Raw genomic sequence first — 22,930 nt, forward strand, 5'->3', positions numbered from 1 at the left:
CCATAAAATATAAATTATAGTCTATCTACTATACAAAGATGATTTTTTCACTATAAATTTCAGTTTAAATTTTAAATATACTTATATTATATCGTAAAAATCCACGAAAAACTTAAATTATTTTCTCTCTCAAATCAATTTTATAAATTTACAAAATCAAAGCGAATACGATGTGCCGTTCACTATCGCATTCGCTTTAATATTTACCAATATAAAATATATAATAAGAGTGGCCGCCTCATGGAGCTTAGCAACGCGCCTCGCTCCAAGTTTTAAACTGTAAAATTTTTAGATTCTCTGGATTTTTTTCCAATACTTTATCAAAATATCTTGCAGCCTCTGCGTAGAGACCTAATTTATACGAACAATACCCTATACCTTCATAATACTCTGAAGGATTGCTCAGCGAAAGTCTTAAATAAACTTGTCTATATACATTTAATGCCTTACTATACTTTTTCTTTTCTTCCAATATTTTTGTTATTTTTAAAATATTTTCGTTTGAAAAGTCCTCTGCCAGTTCTAAGTAATGATCTAGTGACGATGAATGAATCAATAAAAGTTCCTTCAGTATCGTTGCATAAACAGGAAATAATTCCTCGTTTAACTTTAAAGTCTCGTCATAAAAGCGCAACACAACCGTTTTAAAAGCTTCATTTAAAGCCTTTATATATTGTTGTTCATTCATTAATTGCTTATTGTTTTGTGCAATACATGCTGACGCCAGCATATGGCTATTTTGCATCATTGATTCCATACTTGTCACATAAAGTTTCTGATAATTTCCTAAGCCCAGCATTTGATATTGCCATAAAGAATCCACTTCAACAGAGAAATCACGCGTCAAAATATTACTATAATAAACAAATATTTTATTCTTTGGGCAGTTCGACAAATTTTCTATAATGAATGATATATCTTTTTGTGTACGTTCGTATATACCATTAAAAAGAGAAATAATCTCAATCGGGTCTGCATTCATCAACAACCGATACACACGTTGAAATACTTCTGCATTATATTTATAGCGCAACAATGATTTGCAATAGTACGTTAAAGCTTGTTCATTCTGATTTTTAAAAAAATAAATTTCTCCCATAAAAAAATAAACTGCTGTCAAGTGTCCATCAAACGAATTTGCTTGGTAAGAGCCCTTGCTTTCCTGCTCACTTAGTGAAATTGCTTTTAAGAAATATTGAAGCGCCATTTCATAGTTTTTCTGCAGCCAGGCAAATCTTCCATAGGCACAATAAAAATCAGGAGCATTGGGGAATTTTTGAATAGCACGCTTAATTTCTGCTCTGATTTCATTAGAATCTGCTTCACTGTTGATCAATGCATCAATTACCTTATCGTAAACTGTCTGCTCCGCCCCTAAAGATGATAATTTTGCCTCAATATGAAGCCGTCCGTATTTAATCGCATTTGTATAATCATCCAATCCATGATAACAATCGCATAAATAACGATAGTGGATAGGCTTTTCCCCTTCTTCGGCAATTTCTTTTAACAAAATTGCTAAATTGCGTTGCATTTTTTCTCTGGCAATACTGCTTGAATAACCTGTATGATAGACCTTAATGTCATTTTCCAGCATAAAAATATGAACAGTCCCTTTGGTGTTATAAACCTCTTCATGTATCGCATTTTTGTAGCGCAAATTTGGGCGATTGCGGAAAATACGTATATTAACAAAAGATGAAATTTCCTGATCATCTTTATCAATATCAATATTAACAATGCGAACACCAATAGCATCACATTTTTTATTGTTATGTACTGTTTTTAGATATTTTTTTAGATTTTCAATTGATTCACTCGTAAAGTACTCATCAGCATCAAGGAAAACAATCCAATCGCCAGTTGCCTGCTGCAAAGCATAATTTTTGGCAGCAGCAAAATCTTGTTTCCATTCATACTGATATATTTTTGCTCCATGACTGCGGGCAATTTCAACCGTTCGATCGGTAGATCCTGTATCTACCAAGATTATTTCCTGAACAAGCCCTTGAATTTTTGCAAAATAGGATTCCATATTTTTTTCTTCATTTTTAGTTATTATACAAGCAGAAATCTTCATACTTCCACCACCTGCTCTACTTTATTGCCTAAAGCTTCATTACTCCAAATAATAAATCCATCTATTTCATTATTGTTCATACCTAGCTGTTTCGCTTCTTCAAAAAACTGAAGTGCTAAATTATAATCTTGTAATCTATAATAACAATAGCCTAGTTCATAAAGAACTTCCATTTTCCCATTGACTAACTCAAATGATAAAATATTCTTATAAAGCTCAACAGCCACAAAATAATATCCGTTATTTTTTAATGTTTTTGCAATAGCCAACCTTTCAATTAAAGAAAAATCCATGGCTAATTTAACATATTGCTGTAAGACAAGCGGCTCCTTGACCTGAAATAACTGCAGTAAAATTTCTTGATAAGCAGCAAATTCTTTTGAAGACAGCATCGGTGCTTCTGCTTGATAGAAACGTACTATGATCTTTTGATAATCGCTCAAGAAATATGGTAATAGATTTTCTATTTGTTTGTAGTCCTTTATAAGCATAGCTGAAAGCACTGCAAACTCTTGGTCCGCTTGCAGCTGCCCAGCAGATAATACTTGTATTTTTGAATAATTTCCAGCAGCTATTAAAGCTAAAACATCAATGTTTTTTTCTTTTACAAGTTTTTTGTAAGCTTGCATATAATAAGCTAAAATTTTTCCTCGCTGCAATGGCTGGATATTGGCAATTAAAAATTCCAAATCCATTTTCTTGGTTTTATCATAAAGTGAGTTTAAAAAAGCAATACAATAAACAGGATCTTCCTCACAAATCAATTGATAGAGCGGCGAAAAAGCATTGATTAAATATTTATCATCTGCCAGTATTTTCTGATAAACTTCAATTGCTTTTGCATAATCATTTTTATATTCATAAAGCTTCCCTAAAACCAAATACGTGAGCCCGACTTTACTGTGAAAAAGGCTGGTTTCCATATCATCATAAACCGCATCCAAAGCAAAAGCACGACCAAAAGCTTCTTCCGCCTTATCATATTGTCCCTGATTAAAAAATAGTACACCATATTCCGCATAAAAATCCGGTAAAAGCGGAAAGGCTTTAATGGATTCCTGAATAACCTCTTCCTGACTGGCAAAATCAGCTCCTTGGCGCTGCAGAGAATTCAGTAAAACACGATAAGATCTGCTAGCATAAGAAATTTCCTTGCGGCCCGTCGCTAAATCCTGACGTGCATACTTGATCGCCTGGTCATAATCCTCTATACCATAATATGCATCTGCTAAATAGCGATATAGATCAACATTATTGGGGTCATTTGTCAACTGTTTGTGTAATATTTTCAAATTGCGTTCACATTTACTTCGTACCCGGCCACTCGAATAGCCGGTATGCAATAATTCTAATTCAGAACGTTCTATTTTGTACCAGCGATTTTTCCGATTTTTATGCATTAAATATTCATGAACTGTACCCGCAAAACAAAGATTTGGATCGCGGCGAAAAATTCTCGTTATAAAAAACTCATCAATCAATCTATTATCATCATCAATATCAATATTGCTCATATGGGTGATAAATCCATCACACCCCTTACCGTATTGTTTGATAATATTGGGTACGTTTCCAGCCGTTTCTGCAGAAATATATTCATCTGCATCAAGAAAAATGACCCAGTCGCCTTTTGCCTTCCCTAATGCAAAATTTTTTACCGCCGAAAAATCATTGTTCCATTCATAATGATAAACTTCCGCACCATATTTTTTTACCAAATCCACAGTATCATCCGTTGAACCGGTATCAACAACTATAATCTGCTGTACAATTTTTTGTACGCTTTCAAGACAAGTGCTAATATTTTTGGCTTCATTTTTTACAATTACACAAGCTGAAATCTGCATAATTTTAAGTCTCCTTTATATAAATCAATACTTGAACAAACTTTATTTTTCTAAAATATCTTCAACTATTGACTTAATATAATAAAACAGGAGAATGGCTGCACACCCATTCTCCTGTTTCTTTTGTCCAACGCCTGCATTACTAGAAATTATTGTAATAAGCTGAGTACGCCTGAACCTGATTGATTTGCCTGAGCAAGCATTGCTTGTGAAGCTTGTTTTAATACATTATTTTTCGTGTACTCAGTCATTTCTTTAGCCATATCCGCATCACGAATTGTAGATTCAGCATTTGTTACATTTTCGCTGGAAGTTGTTAAGTTCTGTGAAGTGTAATCTAAGCGGCTTTCAGCGGAACCGATTTTTGTTTGTTGTGTCAAAGCTTTTTGCAAAGCTTTATCAAGGACATCAATAGCTGCTGTTGCACGTTCTTGTGTTGTAACATCAAGATTGAACGTGGTAGTTGAAGACTGTCCTTGGAGGCCAAGTGCTTTTGCACCCATATCACTCAAACCAACACTAATAGTCTGATTCGCTTTCGTGCCAACTTGCAATTGAATACTGTGATCTTTAGATAAATCATGTGCCGTAATAGCTTCTGTGAAATTATCCAATACTTTATTTACATCTTTTTTAGCATTACCATCTTTATCGGTAACATTCATTGTAAAACCTGCGAGTGCATTAGAAACACCAGCCGTTGTAGTCGCAATGGTAAGAACATTTTTGCCATCTGTTGAGTGAACCGTATAGCCCTGACCATCTTTATTATTTGTAGCTGGAGTCGCACCAGTACCAACAACGCTAGTAGCCGTTGTATTAACAGACAACCCAGTTGCTTGACCGATAATATCACTTATTTTAGTACCAGAAGCACCGTCTGTAATTCTGATGGATGTTGTAACAGTTTTCCCATTTACAACATACGAAATAGAAATCTTATCGCCACTAACAATACCTAAACTTTTTCCATCACGGTTTGTCAAACTAGCAAGAGTACTGTTGCCTGTTGTTGCTGTACCTAAAGATTGATTTGTAAAAGCTGATTTTGTAGCTGAAGTTGCACTGGAAGCTGAACCATCAACAAGATATTTACCATTAAATGTTACATTGGCATTATCATTGATCTGGTCAATAGATTGATTCATTTCAGACTGAATTGCTGCTAAATCACTATCTGTATTTGTACCATTGGCTGCATTTAAAACTTTCTGCTTTAAAGTTTTGATGATTTCTACTGTGGAGCTTACAGCACCTTCAGCAGTTTTCAATAATGACGAACCATTTTGTGCATTTTGATTTGCCTGATCCAAAGATTTAATCTGAACTCTCATTCTTTCAGAAATTTGGTAACCAGAAGCATCGTCAGCTGCACTGTTGATTTTCATACCTGAAGAAACTTTTTTCAAGCTTTTATTAAGGGCTGTACTATTGGTATTCATAATGTTTAATGTGCTTAAAGCCGATAAATTATTTTTAACTACTAATGACATTTTATTTTCCTCCTTGATTTTAAAAACTTATAATTTAGGCATCCTACCTAAACTTGTAAAGTATTACAGCAGTTTCTCTGTCGATCGTCCAGTTACTTCTGCTGTTTGACTTTCTTACTATATATATCGTAAAGAATAAGGATACCTTAAGTGTTTTTTTATCTTTTTTTTATTTTTTTTAAAATTTTTGATCCCAGCGAAAGCTTTGATTCGTATATCCCAATGATTCGTAGGCCTGACTGACATCTCGATTGGTTTTTGTTTTATTGAGCCAGATATGTGTTTTCTGCAACAGAACCTTGTTCACACGAATAATTTCCTTTAAAAGAATCTGACCTTGCGGGGATTTAATAAAACTTTGCTCTGGATTCGTTTTAATTTTCTCTTCAAAAAACGTTCGCTGCCGAAGTAAGTCCAAAAAAACATCCGTATCATTTTTATCGAGAAATTTATCCATTTCCTTGCTAATTGTTGCAAATTGCTGCCAATCTTCTTTTGCTTGCTCTTCTTGTTCAGGCTTGCACATGATCCATATCACCACCAGATTTATTGGCTTTATCTATTTTGATAATCTCATGCCAGGTATTTCTAAGCTCCGTGATTAAATTTTTGGCCTCTTCCAGTTTTATCGTATCGTTTTTCAGATTTCCTTCAATTAAGCAGCGCCGGATATAATCATAAATTGCGAGCCAATCCTGTGAAAAATCATAGTCCATTTTCAACGTAACCATAAACTCTGTAATTATTTTTTGCGCTTTCAAGCAGCTTGTATTCATCTGCTCATAATTTTTCACCTGCAAATATTTAATAGATTCACTTGTAAATTTAATTGCACCATTATATAACATAAGCGTAAGTTCTGCCGGCGTTGCCGTCATTACCTGTTGCGTGCGATAGGTCTCTGCAGTACGTGCTGCATTATTATACATTATTTATTTCCCCTTTTTCCTTAACTAACCAAGAAAACTTGTAACCGATGTCAGTGAGCTGGTTAATTGCCCCACAGCACTTTCCATAGCATTATATTTTGTATAATAATAATCCTGTTTATCTTGTAGTGCTTTGAGTAATGCTGTGAGATTCGTATTCATATCCGTAATTTGTGTGCCTAAAACACTAGTATCACTCGTACTGGCTGAAGTACCGGCCTTATCAGAAAAATTCTTTAAATCCACCGTTAATAAGTTAGATAATCGCGTTGCCACGCCCTGACTATCCATGTCAGTTGTACTTGTGCTTTTATTATCACCGGCAAGAATTTTATCAACAATTGACGGGTCATCGGCAATCGCGGCCTTCAGCTTATCTGTATCGAGTGTAATATGTCCATAAGTTTTCCAATCGCCAACAGTAAGTCCAATGCTGCCAGCGGTTTTATAAAGTCCACCACCAGAAACAGTCATCGTCATTGCATTACGCATATCATCAACCGTCTGCGACAGTATGGAGTCATTACGTAAGATACCTGTTTTTGCTTTCGTTTCCCAAGCTGTAATCTCATCAGCGGTCATTGCTGATTTCTGATCTGACGTTAAGGCACCATACGTACTGCTTTTTGTTGCATGCAGCTGCGCGGTCATTTTGTCAAGAAGCGTATTGTAACTATCAACAAAGGTCTGTACGGATTTCACCAGAGTATCCGTATCAGTCCCGATAGATACTGTTGTCGACCCACTGCTGCTTTTTTTATTTGCTGTATACGTAACACCAGCTACCGTAATCGCATTCGTATCACCTGTATACGTTTGCCCGTCAACCGTAATAGAAGAACTTACACCTGTAATCGTATTAACATTTAATGCCGTCGCATCTAACGGACTGGATAGCGTTGCTCCATCATAGGTTGCTAAGTGCAAATTGGTTAGCAATGTCTTAGTCTGGTTTTCTAACGGATCACCGCTAATCGAAGACGTATTCGCTGAAATTTTAATAATATTGTCAGCACCGGCTTTTTTATTATAAATATTCATCGTATCATTGGTTGCATCATAAGATGCGGTAATATTTGTATTGATTGTTTTATCATCCGTTGTTTTTGTCGTAAGATTCTTTATATCAGACGCCATATCGGTTAAAGTTTTTGTCTGCAAATCCTTGTACGTATAGGAAACAGTACGTTTTTCCGTTGAAGTTGCTGAATCTTGTACATCAAAACTAATCGCCACAGCCAGCGAATCTTTATTATCATCCGTTAACGTAATACCTGCAACATCAGATAACAGCTTGCTGGTACTTGTACCCGTCGCCCGTGTAATCGCCGATTTTGATTGCAGGCTGGCATTTCTAGCCACTGTATTTACCGTTACATCATGAGAAAGATTAAGTGCATCCCCATTTGCTGTCGCCGTCACCACACTGCTGTCACCTGATGTCGTTGTGTGCGCAGTCGTTTTACTTTGCAATTTATAATCCGATGCTGTCGCTTTGAATTTTGCAAGTTCTGTATACAAATCAGCATAGGCGGACTTCGTCCATTCAGCAACCGTTTCTTTTTTGTAAGCCGCATCGTATTTACTTTGATACGTAGTTACCGATGCTTTGACTAGTGCATCCATATCCATCCCCGTGTTACTAACAGATACCCCTTTTGTTTGTGACATGTTCTTCTCCTCCTATGCCTTTTTATCCAGAATAATTCCAATCCAGTTATGAATATTTGTTAACATTTTAATCATATCTTTGGGTGGAAATTCTTTTAATACTTTATTTGTTTTTTGATCGACAAGTTGTACTGCCATCTGATCTATTTTGTCATAATAATGAAATTTTACATCAAACTGCATTTTTTCCATCATTTGATTTAAAGCATCTGTCATTTTGGCAGCTTCTTCTTTGGAAAGTTCATTTTTTTTCTTTTTTTCTAACTCTTCACTTGCTGTCAATTTCGCTTGAGCCGTTTTATCGGCCGTTTGTGATGTAATTTGAATGTCTGTCGCATCCGACATTTGTATCTTGTCCTTAGCTGGAACAATCGTATCCTTACTTTCGTTCCCAGCTTCATTTGCTTCCTGACGAGTTGGTACCGGCTTCAAAGTAAGATCTGCATTATTTGTTGCTGCAGTACTTACCCCGCTCACACTGTTTATCATCTCATATCCCTCCATAGAAAGTTAATTTCATTCCATTGTAAATAATAAAAAAAGCACCATTTTACTGCATCCTGCAATATTTATTTATTTTTTAAGACATTGGCTAAATCCACATTTTCATGGGAAGAAGCAACTGCTTTTTTATTTTCTTCGACGATTGCCTGATATAATTCGCTCCGATATATTTTAATTGCTTTTGGTGCCTCGATGCCCAGACGGACATTATCACCCTGAACATCGACAACATGGATGATGATATTATCGCCAATCATAATCTGTTGTCCAGGTTTACGCGTAAGAGCCAACATACTTAATTGCCTCCTTTAGGAGAAGCAGTTTCCGAAAACAGGAGATGTTTTGTTTGATACTTGCTTTTTTCCAAAACAATCTGTTTGCCTTGATGAGTATGTATATTGATCACTACAGGAGCGACTAAATTCGCCGTCATTGTTTTTACATCACGAGGGGGAACTGTAATCATCACATACGAGGCAACTTCCTCCATACTCCGAATTGCAAGTTCTTCAAGCTGCATGTCATCTAATTCAAATTCATAGTCGGTAAAAAACAAAAATGGATTTGCCATAATAAAGGCAAGATAATCTTGTTTTGCTGACTGCAAATATAAAAAAGGACTGTCATCACTATAGGGAAGAATAACAAATTCATGTTCATCCGGAAACCCGGGAAGACCTTCCTCAAAGGTTATAATATCCGCTTGTGCTAGTTCAATTTCACCAAACCGCGTGGTTTTTACTTTCAAAATTTGGCACCTCCATTATTTATCACGAAATATTCTTCAATTTATGGATGCTATACGTTATATCCAATAAACGATCTACAAATAAGAAACAGTCTGTTTAAGCATAAACATCATATTTGCCTTCAGTCGTCCACAATTTAACGCTGCTTTCACGGTCCAAATATGTTTTGACCGCTGCTGGTGTATATTGTATATCAAGTGAACCAGGTTGAGGAGATACCTGCACCGAACCATCCTCATTTTTCCCTTTCATTACACTTGGCTGAACGGTGATTTTCGCATCGGGTACTGCCGCTAATCCGATTAGAGCCTCTGGCAGCTGGCTGAGTTTAGCTCTTTCATTCGCCGCAAAAACATTCATTTTTGTCGCACTCTTAACAAGCTGTGTACCAATTCGGGCACGCTTCGCCGTACCTTCTTCTGCTAACTGGAAACCTTTTTTTGCTGCTTCAGCAACTAGAACAGCTGTCGATTTTAAACCATATGCTGCCCGGCATGCTGTAGTATCAATATCCACCGTCACAGCACTCGGCCATACATTCGCTTGCGCTGGTTTCGATTTCATATCTAATTTCGGCGGTGTCGAATGCATTTCCAGCGTTCCGGGCTGTACTGACATACCGATTTGGGGTTGTGTAGTTCGTGTATTAAGATATAACATATCCGTCAAATCCTTTTGTTTTGTTTATGCTAATTCCCTTTAGCAAGGGGTTTTTGATTTTATAAATAATCTGCCAGTGATTTTGGCAGGATTTTACTGCCCACAGATAACGACATATTATATAAGGTTTCTGCCGTTTTAAGCTGAACAACAAGGGAAGCTACATCGGTAGCACTGGCATTGGTAATATCGCCCGTAATGGTGGTTGCCTGATTTTCCATGGTTGCCTGAAGATCCTTATAAACACCTGCTCGGGAAGCTACACTCGACTGTGCATTCAAAACACTATCCCTGGCATTATTAGCCAAAGTTAACCCATCACTGGAAACCCAGGAGCTGTCACCTGCTGTCATTTTGGCCTGCATTGTATATAAATCATTTAATACGGAACTGCCTGCCGATCCGCCAAAAATATCCGTTGAGCCAAAAAGATCACTGCCTGTCACATTTACACTATCACGAACCGGATCAGATGGTCCATTTTGCACCGGCATAGAAATCTTCTTATCATCCCCATGATACGTAACAACATATTGAGAAACAGTTTGAAAAGATAGTGTCGTCCCAGCTGTTGTTGTAAGAGCCGCCGGAGCCGGAGTTACCAAAGCCCCTGTTGTTGTAAAATAAGTTCCGACTGTAGAGGTGGCGGGAGCCGTTCCTACAGCATCCGTTGCTGCAACCGCCGTTTGCCCTTTAGCCATAGCGTCTTTATAACCGTTATCGACAAAATCTTTCGTGTAGATATTCTTGCTTGTCATATCCAAATAATATTCTTTGTTATCCGATCCGGTCATGGCGAGCATTTGATTCAGACCACCTACCTGAGTTCCGCTAAAAAAACTTGCTTGTTTCTCATCAAGTGTTTTCGTTAAGCCACGATCAATTTTCCCAGATGAAATACTAAACGGCATCGTCGTATCACTCTGACCAGAAAAAACATAACGCGTTCCCACTTGTGAATTCGCATCCGTTACAATTTGCTGAATCATACCATTAACATCTGTTGCGGCCGCTTGAAGATCGACCGTTTGATTTGTGCCATTGGCAGCGGCTGTTGTCTTCTCAATTACACTCTTCATGATATCCGTTATATTGGTCATAGCTCCATCGGCCGTAGTCATCCAGGACGTCGCCGATTTCAAATTATCTGTATACTGTGTATTCTCGGCCAGCGTATTTTTAAAAGTCATAGTCTTTGTATAATTCACCGGATTATCAGAAGGGCGGTGCATGGAATTCCCATCGGATTGTTCCATAAGATTCGCCTGCTTGGCATAAGAGCGGTTTAACTGTTGCAAATAATTGGCTGTCATCATATTACTACTAACGCGCATTTAAATCACTTACCTTCCTACTGTACCAGTACTATTAATCAATTTATCAAGCATTTCATCCATCGTTGTAAGACAACGGGCACAAGAGCTATAGCCTTTTTGAAATTTAATCATGTTTGTTAGTTCTTCATCCCAATTGACACCTGATGTACTGGAGCGCCAGTTTGTCGATACGGTAAGAAGGTCTTCCTGATTGGTTACGGTATTATCCGTGGCTTGGGCGTCACTGCCCAGCTTGTTCGTAACACCTGTATAATAAGCGGCAAACGTTGTATTGCCCAAAGAACCACTTGCCGAATCGGCCGTATCATGAAGAAGTCCCCCCAAAAGCGTAGCATTTGCTGCCCCGGCTGAACCCTCGCCACTAGCTCTGGCAGCAATCAAACTCGTTCCATTCGTTGCCAGAATAGCCGTATTGACAGTAAGTGAATTGATAATATCAATTGGTTTTAAAGTCGTCGTCGTGCCCAGCGAGTCTGTCTTCGTTGTCGTTCCTGATCCATATTTATACGTATCACTTGTTTCTCCATAAAAATTAACACCTTTATTATTATTTAAATCATAGCCTGCTTTATGCTGATCATTAAACGTTGTCAGCAAATAACTGCCCATTGCTGCCATATTGTCAATATAACCTTTGTTTTCCGCAATAGAGTCCTGCAGGCCTTTGATTTCTCCATTTCCTGCATCATAGGCTCCGCCAGTTTCTGCAATCGTAATCACGTCATCGTTGACACCATAATCTAAATTAGGAGTTGATGTCACCTTGAGCGTCAAACGGGTATGGGCATCAACCAACGTATTTCCATTGCTGACAATTGAATAACTGCCATCTGATTTTTGATCAACACTGACTTTCACTAATTTTGAAAGCGCATCCACTTTCATATCCCGGCTGTCTCTTAAATCATTGGCCATGGCTCCCGTTGACTCTGCTTGCGTGATTTGCTTATTTAAGTCCAAAATATCGCTGGTCAGGCCATTCACGGTCTTTACCTGCAATTCCAATTGCGTATTTTCATCACTAATCAGTGTCTGGGTTTTCGCAGTGGACGATTGCAGGTTTTGTGCCAGCTTATCTCCTGCAGAGACGACGGTTTGACGAGTCGTGGTTGTTGTACTTTGCCCGGCATCGGAAGCTAACGCTTTCCAAGCACTCCAAAAACTATTAATGGATTTTTGAACCCCAGTATCTGTTGAATCATTGTAGATCGCTTCTAGTTTATCATAATTCGTCTGCCGTGTATCTGCATAGTTCAAATCAGAACTATCTTTCCGATAAGCTTTATCGGCAAAAGCATCACGAGCCCGTGTAACTGAAATCGTATTAACACCCGTTCCCATCTCCGCGGAACCGTACATCGTTGGTACGGTTTGGGATTTTGTTGCCGCTAAATTGACATTTTGACGAGAATATCCGTCGACACTTGCGTTGGTAATATTATGCCCTACTGTGTCAAGCGATACTTGATTAGCATTTAGTCCGCTGAACATAGTATTTAATCCAGCAAAAGTTGATCTCATAAACTTCACCCATTTCTTTCCCTAAATTATCTGATCGAACATCTTTTTTTTACACACAGCTGCACCACTGGTACCTTTTGGTGCATAGGTTGTATCCGCAACAGTTTGACTTATAATATTAATATTAAAATTAATAAACTCGATAGTTTTATGAAGCAAACTGCTATTTTTCGCATTTTTTTCTTTTAATTCGAGAACGATCATCCTCAATCGTTGTTCGAGCTGACTAACCGTATCTTCAGACATCATTGAATTTTGGTTTACATTTATAGTGTTTTCTGAATGATCTTGCAATAGCTTTTGTTTTTTTCGTTCTAACAGCGAAAATTTATTGATGATCTGCTCCGTTTTCATTGTCACGTCTGCTGAATTTTTTGCATCTCCTGCCAGAAGGTATTGCTTTTGCAAATCGCCAAAGGAAAGCAGCTGCTGCCCTAAGGTTATTTGCGCCTTAAGCATTATGATCAGTTCTGTCACCAGCGATTCCCCTTTTCTTATGCTTTAAAATCGAATTTCTTCGGTTTCAAAACAGTTTCTGTGCCTTCCGCAGCATACGTATTGCCGACACTGGCATCCGATAATCTATTTAAATTGTAGTTTACTGCTGATAAAGCACCTGAAATAAGCAGCTCATTGGTTGCACTGTTTTCTGTAACCTGAGCCACTATCGTATTTAATTCTTCATGTATATTTTTTAAAACAGCTGCTTCTTTATTACTGCATAAGGAAAACAAATCTGTCATTTTAGCCATTGGCTCAATTATATGTTCAGCAGCTGCTATTTTTTGTAAAACAATTTCACGCTCTTTTTCAAGCTTTCCTACCGCTGTAATTAAAGACTGCTCTTTTGTTAGCAAATCTTCCAATGCTGTCATATCGACTTGAACAAGAACCTTTCGTTTATCTTTGCTTACACGCAGCATGGCTTTATAAGTTTCCAGTAATTTACTCATTACATCAATGAATTCCTGCCACATAAAGATTTCAACCTCACTTTTCTACCATTAGAATCTCATATTTAGTATCTTGTCCGCCAGACCTTTTGGATCAATCTGATACAGTCCTGCACCAATCTGTGCCGAATACGTATCCACTTTATCCTGTCTGACTTCTGGCATGGATTGCGCTTTTTGCAGTATTTGACTGAAAGATTGTGCCTGTGTAGACAATACTACTTCGTCTTTACTTATGCCAGTGTCAGAAGATTCCTCTTTCACCGCAGTCTTGATTTTTTTGCTGTTGGCTGCATATGCACCGGCCACAGCTTGAATATTGTTGTTAATAATCATGATGTTCACACTCGCCCTCTTTGGGTTACCCATCCACGGGTTTATAACTATACTGTTTTATCGTACAAAAAAGCGAGAATATTAATTCTCGCTTTTAGTTTGTTTTATTTACTTATCTTCCATTATCTCGCTTTAACGTCAATTATCTTGGCTTTATATCTTTTTGTCAGGAAAGTCTCTTTTTCTGGGCTTATCGGGTCATATTTTTTGTATACATTCCTTTTCCTGCCACATCTTTCTTTTCTTTCACCTGTATTGCTTCACGCTTAGCCTGACTATCCTGAATGTCTTTTAAAATACGGTGATTGCATTCCTCACACAAACGACCTCGTACAATATCCGTCCCGCATTTTTCACAAGGATAGGTGACCTGAAATTCATCCATAAAACGGCCATTTTTGATCATCCGAAAAATTGTTTTTTCCTTAACCCCGGTTGCTTCATGAATTTCTTCTACCGATGATTTAGGATTGTCCCTCACATAACTTGCAACGACCTCTTCATTTTCCTGTTCCAATCTATAACAATCCGGGCACATGCCCGCTGCCGTTTTAATACAAAGTTTCCCACATTCTGGACAATTTCCTACATTATTCATAAAACATGCCCCCTCTTTTCTATCTTTTTCTCTTATTATATAGACTTTTTATACTTTACGCAAATTGATTTTTCTTTTATTGAAAAATAACAAAAAATTCCGTATATTTATGGCAAAGAGCTTTCTATCAGGCATCACTCGCCAAAGTTAAACCACTAATTCTCGTTGCTCCCGCTTGTTTTAAGACTATTGCACATTCTTGTATGGTAATGCCAGTCGTAAAAATATCATCTACGAGTAAAATTTTTTTTCCTCTTACATTCAGGCCTTTACGCAGCGAAAAAGCTGCCCGCATATTAATTCTACGCTCCATAACTGTCATTTTATACTGCGGATTTGTATCCCTGCAGCGAATTAAAGCCTCCAGCCAAGTCAGCTGACAACCATCCGCCCATGGATGGAATATTTTTTCAGCCTGATTGAAGCCGCGTGCTTGTAATTTTTTACGATGAAGCGGCACAGGTATAACATAGTCAACTCCCGCAAATTCTGTCTTTGGCAATGCAACGTCCAACAGTGTATGGATTGCGGGAAGCATTGCCAGTTTCTTTTGGTATTTTAAGGCTTGAATGAATTTTTTCATACCACCTCGATAGCGGCCTACGGCGCGGACCATGCTTATATCGTTTTGCATCAAAATTGACAGAGGTAATTTATGCACTTGGATCGTTTGATCCAAACATGCCGGGCACCAAGCTCCTACTGTATCCACATAAGCACCACACAAAGGGCAGTGTGGTGGAAATAGAAAATCGACGATCGTCGTATAGATCGTGTTGAGCATGCTTTCCCTCTGCCTCCTTTATGTTAGCACTGCATTTCCCCGCGCAGCCGTTCAGCTAACAATGTATACCGTTTTTTGGTACGATCACTGAGCACTGCCGTATGCAGTGCTGGTTTTGTCCCCAGCAGGATAACTCGTTTCTTCGCTCTTGTAACGGCTGTATACAGGAGATTGCGCTGCAGCATAATATGATGGCCCGGAATCAAGGGCATAATAACAACTGGATATTCGCTGCCCTGACTTTTATGCACACTCATGGCATAGGCAAGCTGAAGTTCAAGTAATTCATTTTTCTCATAGACAACGCTGAGCTCAGGGTAACGTACCGTAACTTTTCCTTCATGAATGTCTTCAATAAAACCAATATCACCATTAAAGACATTTTTCGTGTAATTATTACGCGTTTGCATTATTTTATCACCCTGACGAAAGATCTGATGGTTATGAATCACTTCCGCTTTGAATTCATCCGCCGGATTCAAAGCTTTTTGCAAGAGTTTATTGAGATTTTCCACTCCACAATCAAGGCGATGCATCGGTGAAAGTACTTGTACATCTTCACGGACATGAAATCCCTGCCGGGGAAGTTCATTAAGGCAAAGATCAACAATAGCTGCCGCAACCTGAGCACTATCCAAAATTTCTCTAAACTGAAAATCTTCACTTGATTTACAGTCAGGTAAAAAACCGCCATTGATCGAATGTGCATTCAATACAATCATGCTCTCGCCCGCCTGCCGAAACACTTCAGTCAATCGGACAGTCGGTATAACTGCCGACCGCAATATATCTTTTAGTACCGCTCCCGGTCCAACAGCAGGCAGTTGATCGACATCTCCCACCAAAATCACGCGACAGCCATCAGGAACTGCTTCTAGAAAATACTGCATCAATGTAATGTCCATCATTGATACTTCATCCAAAATAATAACATCCGCTTCCAGCGGATCATCACTGTCGCGAGCAAACGCTGGCATACCTGCTTCGCGGCTGCCGGTTGATTCAAGCAGTCGATGAACGGTTACAGCCTTGCGCCCGGTTGCCTCACTGAGGCGTTTTGCGGCGCGACCTGTCGGTGCGCCCAACGCAATAAGCATTCCCTGTTTTTCTAAAACCCCAATCATACCACGAACAACAGTTGTTTTCCCTGTACCAGGCCCACCCGTTAAGACAAGGATGCCATGTTCAAGCACGGATTCAATAGCTTGTCTTTGCTTTTGCGCGAGCCGAATATCCGCTTCCGCTTCCCAGTCTGCAACTTCCTGTAGTGCATCAACGGCAGCAAACGTTTCGGTTTTTTCTTGTAAATACAAAAGACGTTCTGCTACTTTTTTCTCCGCACAATAAAGATAATGAGGATAGATGAGCGTTGTCCCCATCATCGTCTCCGTTGACAATCGATTCATCGCTAAAAGCTGTTTTAAGGTATCGGCTACTTCTTCATGTGTAACCAAAATAAGTTTTGCTGTCTGGGCAATGATAATCTCTTCCGGCACGCAGCAATGCCCTGAGTTTGCAATTTGCAACAGCGCAAAATCAATACCTGCGGCAATACGATCTGTAGATGATTTTTCGATACCTACGGTGGCGGCAATTTGATCCGCTGTACGAAAACCTATACCATCAACCTCACGAGCCAGCCGATATGGATCGTTTTCAATCGTTTCAATGGAAAACGATCCGTATTTGGCAAATATCTTAGCTGCATAGGCACCGGACACTCCATGTGTTTCTAAAAACAACATAAGTTCACGCAGCTCCGATTGCTCACTATATGAATCATGGATTTGCGCGGCTTTCTTTTTCCCAATTCCATTTATTTCCAATAATCTTTTTGAATGGTATTCGATAATTTCCAGCGTATCCAAACCAAATTCAGCTACAAGAAGTTTAGCCATGGCTGGACCAACTCCTTTGATTACCCCGGAGCCAAGAAAACGTTCAATCCCGGCCAGACTGGTCGGTGCAACATGTGACATGGCCTGTACTTTAAACTGATCCCCAAATTTGGGGTGAATAATCCACATGCCTTTCATCGCCAGCTGTTCACCAACCAGAGGTGCCGGAGCATTCGCTGTAACGTTAATAAGTCCCCGATCCTTACCAGGGCGCAGCTTAAACACAGTAAAATTGCCATCACTACTGGCAAATATAATGTTTTCTACAATGCCCTCAATTTCTTCCAAAACCTTTTCTTCCACCAAAACGTCCTCCGCTCATACCTTGACTCTATTCGTACCTGTGTTCTATTTTGTTTTATATTCCGCGAAAAAAAGAAAATTCCTGCAAAAATCGCAAATTATATATAACTTGATTCTATAGGGCAATCGTCAGGAATAGGGTATAGGGCTCCGTGGCGTTACGAAGGAAGCAAATGATGCCCTATATCCCATTTCTGGCAGACTAACAGGCTAATGTAATTTCTTTACTGCATTTATTCTTCGCTCGTAAGTCCAGACCATACATCATACTTCATGGTTAGTTCTGCTTCTTTTTTTGTATATGCATTGGCTATTTCCTGACTTTTTAACGGATCTGCTTGTACAGCTGCATCATTCATTTGATAATCAAGCCCTTTTAGTTCCATTTCAAGCATCGCAATTTCTGCCTCGCAACGTTGTATAAGGTCATTGCGTTTATCCGTACTCATAACCTGCGGTCGATTATTTTTGGCCGCTTTATTATTTTTTGCAAAAGCTGCACTTGAGCTGACTTCCTCAGCTTTCATTGTTTTTTTCGCCCGGGCTTGACGTGCCGCATTTTCTGCTGCGAGTTCAGCTGCAATTTCACTCGCTTCTTTTGCCGCAAATAGTTTCTTTTCATGATAATAACTATAATTTCCATTATATTCCGTCAAAATGCCAGCTGACAATTCGCAGGTGCAGTTTGTTACTTTATCCAGAAAATATCGATCATGCGATACCGTAATAAAAGTTCCTGGAAACGCCATGAGAGCTTCTTCAACGGCCTCTTTCGCCGGAATGTCCAAATGATTGGTTGGTTCATCTAAAATAAGAAAATTGGCCCCCGTCAGCATGAGTTTCAAAAAGGCCAGTCTGGATTTCTCACCACCGCTGAGAGATCCGATGATCTTATATACATCATCTCCATAAAAGAGAAACGACCCCAAATAACGACGGGCTTGTTCTTCCGTAATTCCATATTCAAAAAGGAGCTCATCAATCAAGCGATTGGCCTCATTGAGCCCTTCATGCTGCTGTGAATAATAACCAATTTTAACCCGGCTGCCAATTTTAACCCGGCCTGTAGGCGATTCCAGCTCACCAATCAAAAGACGCAGCAATGTTGTCTTTCCAGCACCATTGGGTCCCACCAGCGCCACACCATCACCATTTCTAATTAATAAGGACAATTTCTTAAAGATGTCTTGTTGACCAAAAGTCATTGATACTTCTTCAAGTTCCGCAACCCGCTGCGCACATTCCGCCGGTGGATTAAATGAAAAATAATTAAAGCCGATACTGTTAGGCGGAAGCAAAATTCGCTCTAACCGATTTAATTGTTTTTCCCGGCCGCGTGCCTGTTTCGATTTGATACCTGCTTTATATTTACGGATGTACTCTTCTGTATTTTTTATATGGACTTGTTGCTTTTCATACGCCGATTCCAATGCGGCACGGCGGTCTTCCTTAACCCGCGTAAAACGTGTGTAATTCCCCGTATAATCAATCACCGTTTTATTTTCAAGTTCAATAATGCGTGTTGCTACCCGATCCAAAAAAAAACGATCATGCGATATAAGCAAAACACCGCCCTTATACGACTTCAGAAAATCTTCGAGCCACTCAATCATTTCAATATCCAGATGATTTGTCGGTTCGTCCAAAAATAAGAAGTCCGGCTCTCTAAGCAGCGCTTTGGCTAAGCAAATACGGGTTTTTTGCCCACCAGAAAAATGTCCAACATTTTTTTTAAAATCTTCGTCGGTAAAACCCAGTCCATAGGCTATCCGACGGATACGGCTTTCATAATCATATCCGTCCAGACGTTCAAACTGATCAACGATTTTGCTATACTCTTCCATGAGCGATTCCATGACTGCATCATCTGCGGCCTGCTCAATTTTAGATTCCAGTTTTGCCTTTTCTTCTGCCAAATGCAGTATGTCGCTGAAAGATTGCCGCAGTTCTTCATAAAGAGGCCAGTCACCAAAAGATGTTTCCTGTTCTAAATAACCGACCGTATCGGCTGTATCAAACTGGATGTGACCTCCATCATATTCATCAAGTCCCATCAGGCAGCGCATCAATGTACTTTTTCCGGCACCATTTGCTCCGACAAAGCCAACTTTGTCACCACGTGTCACCTCGAAGCTAACGCCATGAAATAACTCTTCTATACCAAATGATTTGCTTAAATCATTAACCTTTAAAATCCCCATACGATCACTCCAAACTATATTACCATAAGCTTCTTTATTTTATCACAAAAAACACCGCACCGTCATCCATCTAGAGCACACAGCATAAAAAAGCTGAGCTTTTAAATCTCAGCTCAGCTTTTAAACTATTTTTATTATAATTATTTGTAATCTTTACCGATTACGACTGTAGCCTGACCCGTATCGCCACCAGAATTGATGGTATAAACGAATGGCAGCCCGGAAAATTTATCTACGTCGCCCGCGCCAGCTGTAATCGTTGTATTCTTTTGTGACGACGAACTACCGGTCGATACATCCGTGACATCCAGTCCCTGACGCCGTAAAATACCGGCTACTTCTGCGCCAGCACCGTTAATGCCGCTTGAATTAATGACCCTGACACTGAGTTTCGCTGTCTTTTTCGGTTCAGGAACTTCTTCTTTTTTCTTTTTAGCAGCATCTGCTTTGTCAGTCGCTGCTTTTTCTATTTTCAGCTCAGCTTCACGTGCTTTTTTAACAGCCTCAGCATCGTCAACGACTTTCATATTCTTCGGAATCGAAGCTTCATATTCCTGCACTGTTGTGTTCATAGATTTTTCCACTTTGGCATCCATTTTCACATCCAGCAGTTCCGCTAAGGTTTGCCGAAGTTTTTGAATATCTGGAATCCAATAACTTATATCCTGAATATAAGCTGGTTTGCCAGGAACCATTTCTGTATTCAGTCCATTATCGCGGGCATCTTTTAATATATTCACCAGACTAATCATCTTGCTCGCCGACATATCCGTTTCCAAGGCTGAACTTACTTCCTTAATAATAGCTGGCAATTTTGTAATAATCGACGGTGAGATGATTTTATCCAAAACAGCTTTCATAAAATGCTGTTGACGAGTAATACGTCCAATATCCCCTTCTGAATCACGATATCTTACATATTGAATCGCGGTCTTACCATCCATATGCTGCTGTCCCGGCTTCAGATCAATGACCAGTCCGCCATCATCATCCCAGGGATCTTCATAATACATCCGTTTCTCAACATCAATATCAATCCCGCCAATCGCGTCGATTACTCGTTCAAAAGCCTGAATATCAATGACTATATAGTAGTCCATTGGCACTCCGAGAAAATTTTCAACTGTTTTTTGCGTGAGCTTATGTCCACCAAACGCGTAGGCATGATTGATTTTATCATACCCGTTTCCCTCGATTTTTACCCGGGTATCACGAGGAATCGATAAAATTGCTGCTTTCTTTTTATTTGGATCAACCGTAGCCACCATGAGCGTATCCGACCTGCCCACATCATCAGCACGGCGGTCTACTCCCATGATCATAATTGTAACCTTATCTTCGGCAACCATCATGCCTTCTGCTGTTTGTGCTTTGTTTTTAAGAATATTCGAATCAAACCAATAATACGATGCTCCTACAATACCGGCTGCTAAAAGCAAAACAAGTAATATAGCAAGTACACGCTTACTGCTGCGTCTCGTCCTACGCTTCTTACGCGTTTCCTGCAAGTAAACGTCCCCCTTTAATAAATTCATATTTTGACAAAAACAAAGTCCCTACATTCACAGGGACTATTCAATAGTATAACAAAAATCATCATACTTTTCAATATAGGTATATTGATTGATATTTCATTATAATGAATTTCTATGAAAAATATCTTTTCTTTTTAATAAAAATTCATTATAATGAAATTATATTAAAATGTTTATGGTGTTGTATATGATAAAATTGTTAACAAAAAATTTACGTCCTGGTATGATTACGGGTCAGGGTATATATCATGGGAATGGTAGTTTCCTTTTAACACGCGGTACACGTCTCACGGCTGCCTATATTCAAAAATTACAAGATCTGGATGTTCAATCTGTAATTGTCACCGCTTTGAATCCACTTTTAAATATATTCCCCCCTGAAGACATCATTCAGGAAAAAACACGAATTAAAGCGATTCGCAATGTTTTTGATGTCTTTAAACAATGTAAATTGACAGATAATCTAAATGTATCTTCTTTAAAACTCACCACTGAATCCATTATTTTTGATATTATTGCCAAACATTCCAACCTTGCACAAATCAATGACATCCGAATCCATGATGATTATACATTTTCACATTCGGTAAATGTTGCAGTATTGGCATCTATGCTTGGTGCACTTTGTAAAATAACCAAACAAGAACTGGTTGAATTGACTTTAGGTGCTTTATTACATGATATTGGAAAAACAAAAACGCCGCTGGAAATTTTAAACGACCCGTTGCCGCTTACCGATGATGAATATAATATTATTCGCCAGCATCCAAGTGATGGCGCTGCTATTTTACGCAAAGCAAAACATTATTCAACAATTCCAATGTACATTGCCGCACAGCATCATGAACGATATGATGGCTCTGGTTATCCACATAAAATAGGACAAGAAAAAATACATAAATTTGCCCGTATTACAGCTATTGCCGATGTATACGATGCGCTTACCAGCAATAGGCCTTATAAAAAGGCCTATCGCCCGGATGTCGCTTATCAAATTATGACAAAATGTTCGAATGGTCAGTTTGACTTAACTTTATTGACTACATTTTTTAATAATGTTGCAATCTATCCGGTTGGAACCGTATTAAAGACCAAATTTGGTTATGCAATTGTAAAAAAAGTTGAATCTGGCTGGACCAGGAAACCACGCATTGATATTTTTGCGAATGATGAACGCGTTGGTTTTGCTAACCCTAAAACAATTGACCTTAAAGATTTTCCTGAAAACATGATTGAGTCAGTACTTGATGCAGCTCAACTAGCTGCAATTATTGAACTTACAGGAATTGATCCTGAGTCGTACCTGTCGAAGTATGGCAAAAAGCAAAGCTAACCTTTTTAGAAACCTCCCTTATTAAAAAGGGGGTTTTTTTACATTTCAAGGGAAAACGTTTTTTCCATACGAAAAAAGCACCCATATACATGAGTGCTTTTTGTTTAACTGGCAGTTTTCTATCCTCCCAGGGCGTTTCCACCCAAGTACTTTCGACGTTCAAGTGCTTAACTACTGTGTTCGGTATGGGAACAGGTG

At 38.9% G+C, this 22,930-nt stretch carries 21 protein-coding genes and 1 rRNA gene; 1 reads left to right on the top strand and 21 read right to left on the bottom strand.

Annotated elements, in window-relative coordinates:
* Nucleotides 1-247: 247 nt before the first annotated feature.
* The 20 genes from BMY14_RS17315 to BMY14_RS17410 form a co-directional block, all read right to left on the bottom strand.
* Complete coding sequence (locus BMY14_RS17315) at nt 248-2,080, bottom strand: glycosyltransferase (protein ID WP_091834613.1); 1,833 nt, start codon at nt 2,078-2,080, stop codon at nt 248-250.
* Nucleotides 2,077-3,927, bottom strand: a complete 1,851-nt coding sequence (locus BMY14_RS17320; RefSeq protein WP_091834616.1) for a glycosyltransferase — start codon at nt 3,925-3,927, stop codon at nt 2,077-2,079. The genes BMY14_RS17315 and BMY14_RS17320 overlap by 4 nt, the downstream gene beginning before the upstream one ends.
* Nucleotides 3,928-4,076: 149 nt before the next feature.
* A complete protein-coding gene (locus tag BMY14_RS17325) occupies nt 4,077-5,420 on the bottom strand; it encodes a flagellin N-terminal helical domain-containing protein (RefSeq protein ID WP_091834619.1) in 1,344 nt (447 codons plus the stop codon).
* Nucleotides 5,421-5,598: 178 nt separating this feature from the next.
* Complete coding sequence (locus BMY14_RS17330) at nt 5,599-5,946, bottom strand: hypothetical protein (RefSeq protein ID WP_019555471.1); 348 nt, start codon at nt 5,944-5,946, stop codon at nt 5,599-5,601.
* On the bottom strand, nt 5,933-6,349 hold the full coding sequence (fliS, locus tag BMY14_RS17335) for a flagellar export chaperone FliS (RefSeq protein ID WP_091834622.1): 417 nt from the start codon (nt 6,347-6,349) through the stop codon (nt 5,933-5,935). The genes BMY14_RS17330 and fliS overlap by 14 nt, the downstream gene beginning before the upstream one ends.
* Before the next feature lie 24 nt (nt 6,350-6,373).
* Entirely contained in the window at nt 6,374-8,020 is a 1,647-nt protein-coding gene (fliD, locus tag BMY14_RS17340) for a flagellar filament capping protein FliD (protein WP_091834625.1), read from the bottom strand.
* A gap of 12 nt (nt 8,021-8,032) precedes the next feature.
* Entirely contained in the window at nt 8,033-8,509 is a 477-nt protein-coding gene (locus BMY14_RS17345) for a flagellar protein FlaG (RefSeq protein ID WP_177177650.1), read from the bottom strand.
* Between the two features lie 80 nt (nt 8,510-8,589).
* A complete protein-coding gene (csrA, locus tag BMY14_RS17350; RefSeq protein WP_091834630.1) occupies nt 8,590-8,817 on the bottom strand; it encodes a carbon storage regulator CsrA in 228 nt (75 codons plus the stop codon).
* Nucleotides 8,818-8,819: 2 nt separating this feature from the next.
* Complete coding sequence (gene fliW / locus BMY14_RS17355; RefSeq protein ID WP_342741775.1) at nt 8,820-9,272, bottom strand: flagellar assembly protein FliW; 453 nt, start codon at nt 9,270-9,272, stop codon at nt 8,820-8,822.
* 97 nt (nt 9,273-9,369) lie between these two features.
* Nucleotides 9,370-9,933 carry a DUF6470 family protein gene (locus BMY14_RS17360; RefSeq protein ID WP_091834636.1) on the bottom strand — a complete coding sequence of 188 codons (564 nt, stop codon included), beginning with the start codon at nt 9,931-9,933 and terminating at the stop codon, nt 9,370-9,372.
* Nucleotides 9,934-9,992: 59 nt separating this feature from the next.
* Nucleotides 9,993-11,267: a flagellar hook-associated protein FlgL gene (flgL, locus tag BMY14_RS17365; protein ID WP_091834639.1), complete on the bottom strand. Its 1,275-nt coding sequence runs from the start codon at nt 11,265-11,267 to the stop codon at nt 9,993-9,995.
* A 9-nt stretch (nt 11,268-11,276) separates the two neighbouring features.
* Nucleotides 11,277-12,791: a flagellar hook-associated protein FlgK gene (gene flgK, locus BMY14_RS17370; protein WP_091834642.1), complete on the bottom strand. Its 1,515-nt coding sequence runs from the start codon at nt 12,789-12,791 to the stop codon at nt 11,277-11,279.
* A 21-nt stretch (nt 12,792-12,812) separates the two neighbouring features.
* Complete coding sequence (gene flgN / locus BMY14_RS17375; protein WP_091834645.1) at nt 12,813-13,268, bottom strand: flagellar export chaperone FlgN; 456 nt, start codon at nt 13,266-13,268, stop codon at nt 12,813-12,815.
* Nucleotides 13,269-13,285: 17 nt separating this feature from the next.
* Nucleotides 13,286-13,768, bottom strand: coding sequence for a flagellar protein FlgN (locus BMY14_RS17380; protein WP_091834649.1), 483 nt, complete (start codon nt 13,766-13,768; stop codon nt 13,286-13,288).
* Nucleotides 13,769-13,795: 27 nt separating this feature from the next.
* Entirely contained in the window at nt 13,796-14,080 is a 285-nt protein-coding gene (gene flgM, locus BMY14_RS17385; protein ID WP_245741465.1) for a flagellar biosynthesis anti-sigma factor FlgM, read from the bottom strand.
* A 190-nt stretch (nt 14,081-14,270) separates the two neighbouring features.
* Complete coding sequence (locus BMY14_RS17390; RefSeq protein WP_019555459.1) at nt 14,271-14,678, bottom strand: hypothetical protein; 408 nt, start codon at nt 14,676-14,678, stop codon at nt 14,271-14,273.
* A gap of 127 nt (nt 14,679-14,805) precedes the next feature.
* Nucleotides 14,806-15,462: a ComF family protein gene (locus BMY14_RS17395; protein ID WP_091834655.1), complete on the bottom strand. Its 657-nt coding sequence runs from the start codon at nt 15,460-15,462 to the stop codon at nt 14,806-14,808.
* Nucleotides 15,463-15,485: 23 nt separating this feature from the next.
* On the bottom strand, nt 15,486-17,648 hold the full coding sequence (gene recD2, locus BMY14_RS17400) for an SF1B family DNA helicase RecD2 (RefSeq protein WP_091834675.1): 2,163 nt from the start codon (nt 17,646-17,648) through the stop codon (nt 15,486-15,488).
* A gap of 248 nt (nt 17,649-17,896) precedes the next feature.
* Nucleotides 17,897-19,864 carry an ABC-F family ATP-binding cassette domain-containing protein gene (locus BMY14_RS17405; protein ID WP_091834658.1) on the bottom strand — a complete coding sequence of 656 codons (1,968 nt, stop codon included), beginning with the start codon at nt 19,862-19,864 and terminating at the stop codon, nt 17,897-17,899.
* A 140-nt stretch (nt 19,865-20,004) separates the two neighbouring features.
* A complete protein-coding gene (locus BMY14_RS17410) occupies nt 20,005-21,372 on the bottom strand; it encodes an LCP family protein (RefSeq protein ID WP_091834660.1) in 1,368 nt (455 codons plus the stop codon).
* A 214-nt stretch (nt 21,373-21,586) separates the two neighbouring features.
* Here BMY14_RS17410 and BMY14_RS17415 point away from each other — a divergent pair, with 214 nt between their 5' ends.
* Nucleotides 21,587-22,732, top strand: a complete 1,146-nt coding sequence (locus BMY14_RS17415) for an HD-GYP domain-containing protein (protein WP_177177652.1) — start codon at nt 21,587-21,589, stop codon at nt 22,730-22,732.
* A gap of 106 nt (nt 22,733-22,838) precedes the next feature.
* Here the strand turns inward: BMY14_RS17415 and rrf are convergent.
* Nucleotides 22,839-22,930 (bottom strand): 5S ribosomal RNA (rrf, locus tag BMY14_RS17420); the annotation flags it as partial.

It is taken from the genome of Propionispira arboris (genome assembly GCF_900109225.1).
In the GTDB taxonomy this organism is placed as follows: Bacteria; Bacillota; Negativicutes; order Selenomonadales; family Selenomonadaceae; genus Propionispira; species Propionispira arboris.

Bases quoted from the DNA above. Each gene is read 5' to 3' on its own strand.
- BMY14_RS17345 (WP_177177650.1), bottom strand. From the start codon at position 8,509: ATGATAAACAGTGTGAGCGGGGTAAGTACTGCAGCAACAAATAATGCA.
- BMY14_RS17390 (WP_019555459.1), bottom strand. From the start codon at position 14,678: ATGAATAATGTAGGAAATTGTCCAGAATGTGGGAAACTTTGTATTAAA.
- BMY14_RS17315 (WP_091834613.1), bottom strand. From the start codon at position 2,080: ATGAAGATTTCTGCTTGTATAATAACTAAAAATGAAGAAAAAAATATG.
- BMY14_RS17325 (WP_091834619.1), bottom strand. From the start codon at position 5,420: ATGTCATTAGTAGTTAAAAATAATTTATCGGCTTTAAGCACATTAAAC.
- fliS (WP_091834622.1), bottom strand. From the start codon at position 6,349: ATGTATAATAATGCAGCACGTACTGCAGAGACCTATCGCACGCAACAG.
- csrA (WP_091834630.1), bottom strand. From the start codon at position 8,817: ATGTTGGCTCTTACGCGTAAACCTGGACAACAGATTATGATTGGCGAT.
- BMY14_RS17395 (WP_091834655.1), bottom strand. From the start codon at position 15,462: ATGCTCAACACGATCTATACGACGATCGTCGATTTTCTATTTCCACCA.
- BMY14_RS17415 (WP_177177652.1), top strand. From the start codon at position 21,587: ATGATAAAATTGTTAACAAAAAATTTACGTCCTGGTATGATTACGGGT.
- BMY14_RS17380 (WP_091834649.1), bottom strand. From the start codon at position 13,768: ATGTGGCAGGAATTCATTGATGTAATGAGTAAATTACTGGAAACTTAT.
- flgM (WP_245741465.1), bottom strand. From the start codon at position 14,080: ATGATTATTAACAACAATATTCAAGCTGTGGCCGGTGCATATGCAGCC.
- BMY14_RS17360 (WP_091834636.1), bottom strand. From the start codon at position 9,933: ATGTTATATCTTAATACACGAACTACACAACCCCAAATCGGTATGTCA.
- fliD (WP_091834625.1), bottom strand. From the start codon at position 8,020: ATGTCACAAACAAAAGGGGTATCTGTTAGTAACACGGGGATGGATATG.
- flgL (WP_091834639.1), bottom strand. From the start codon at position 11,267: ATGCGCGTTAGTAGTAATATGATGACAGCCAATTATTTGCAACAGTTA.
- BMY14_RS17330 (WP_019555471.1), bottom strand. From the start codon at position 5,946: ATGTGCAAGCCTGAACAAGAAGAGCAAGCAAAAGAAGATTGGCAGCAA.
- BMY14_RS17320 (WP_091834616.1), bottom strand. From the start codon at position 3,927: ATGCAGATTTCAGCTTGTGTAATTGTAAAAAATGAAGCCAAAAATATT.
- flgK (WP_091834642.1), bottom strand. From the start codon at position 12,791: ATGAGATCAACTTTTGCTGGATTAAATACTATGTTCAGCGGACTAAAT.
- BMY14_RS17405 (WP_091834658.1), bottom strand. From the start codon at position 19,864: ATGGGGATTTTAAAGGTTAATGATTTAAGCAAATCATTTGGTATAGAA.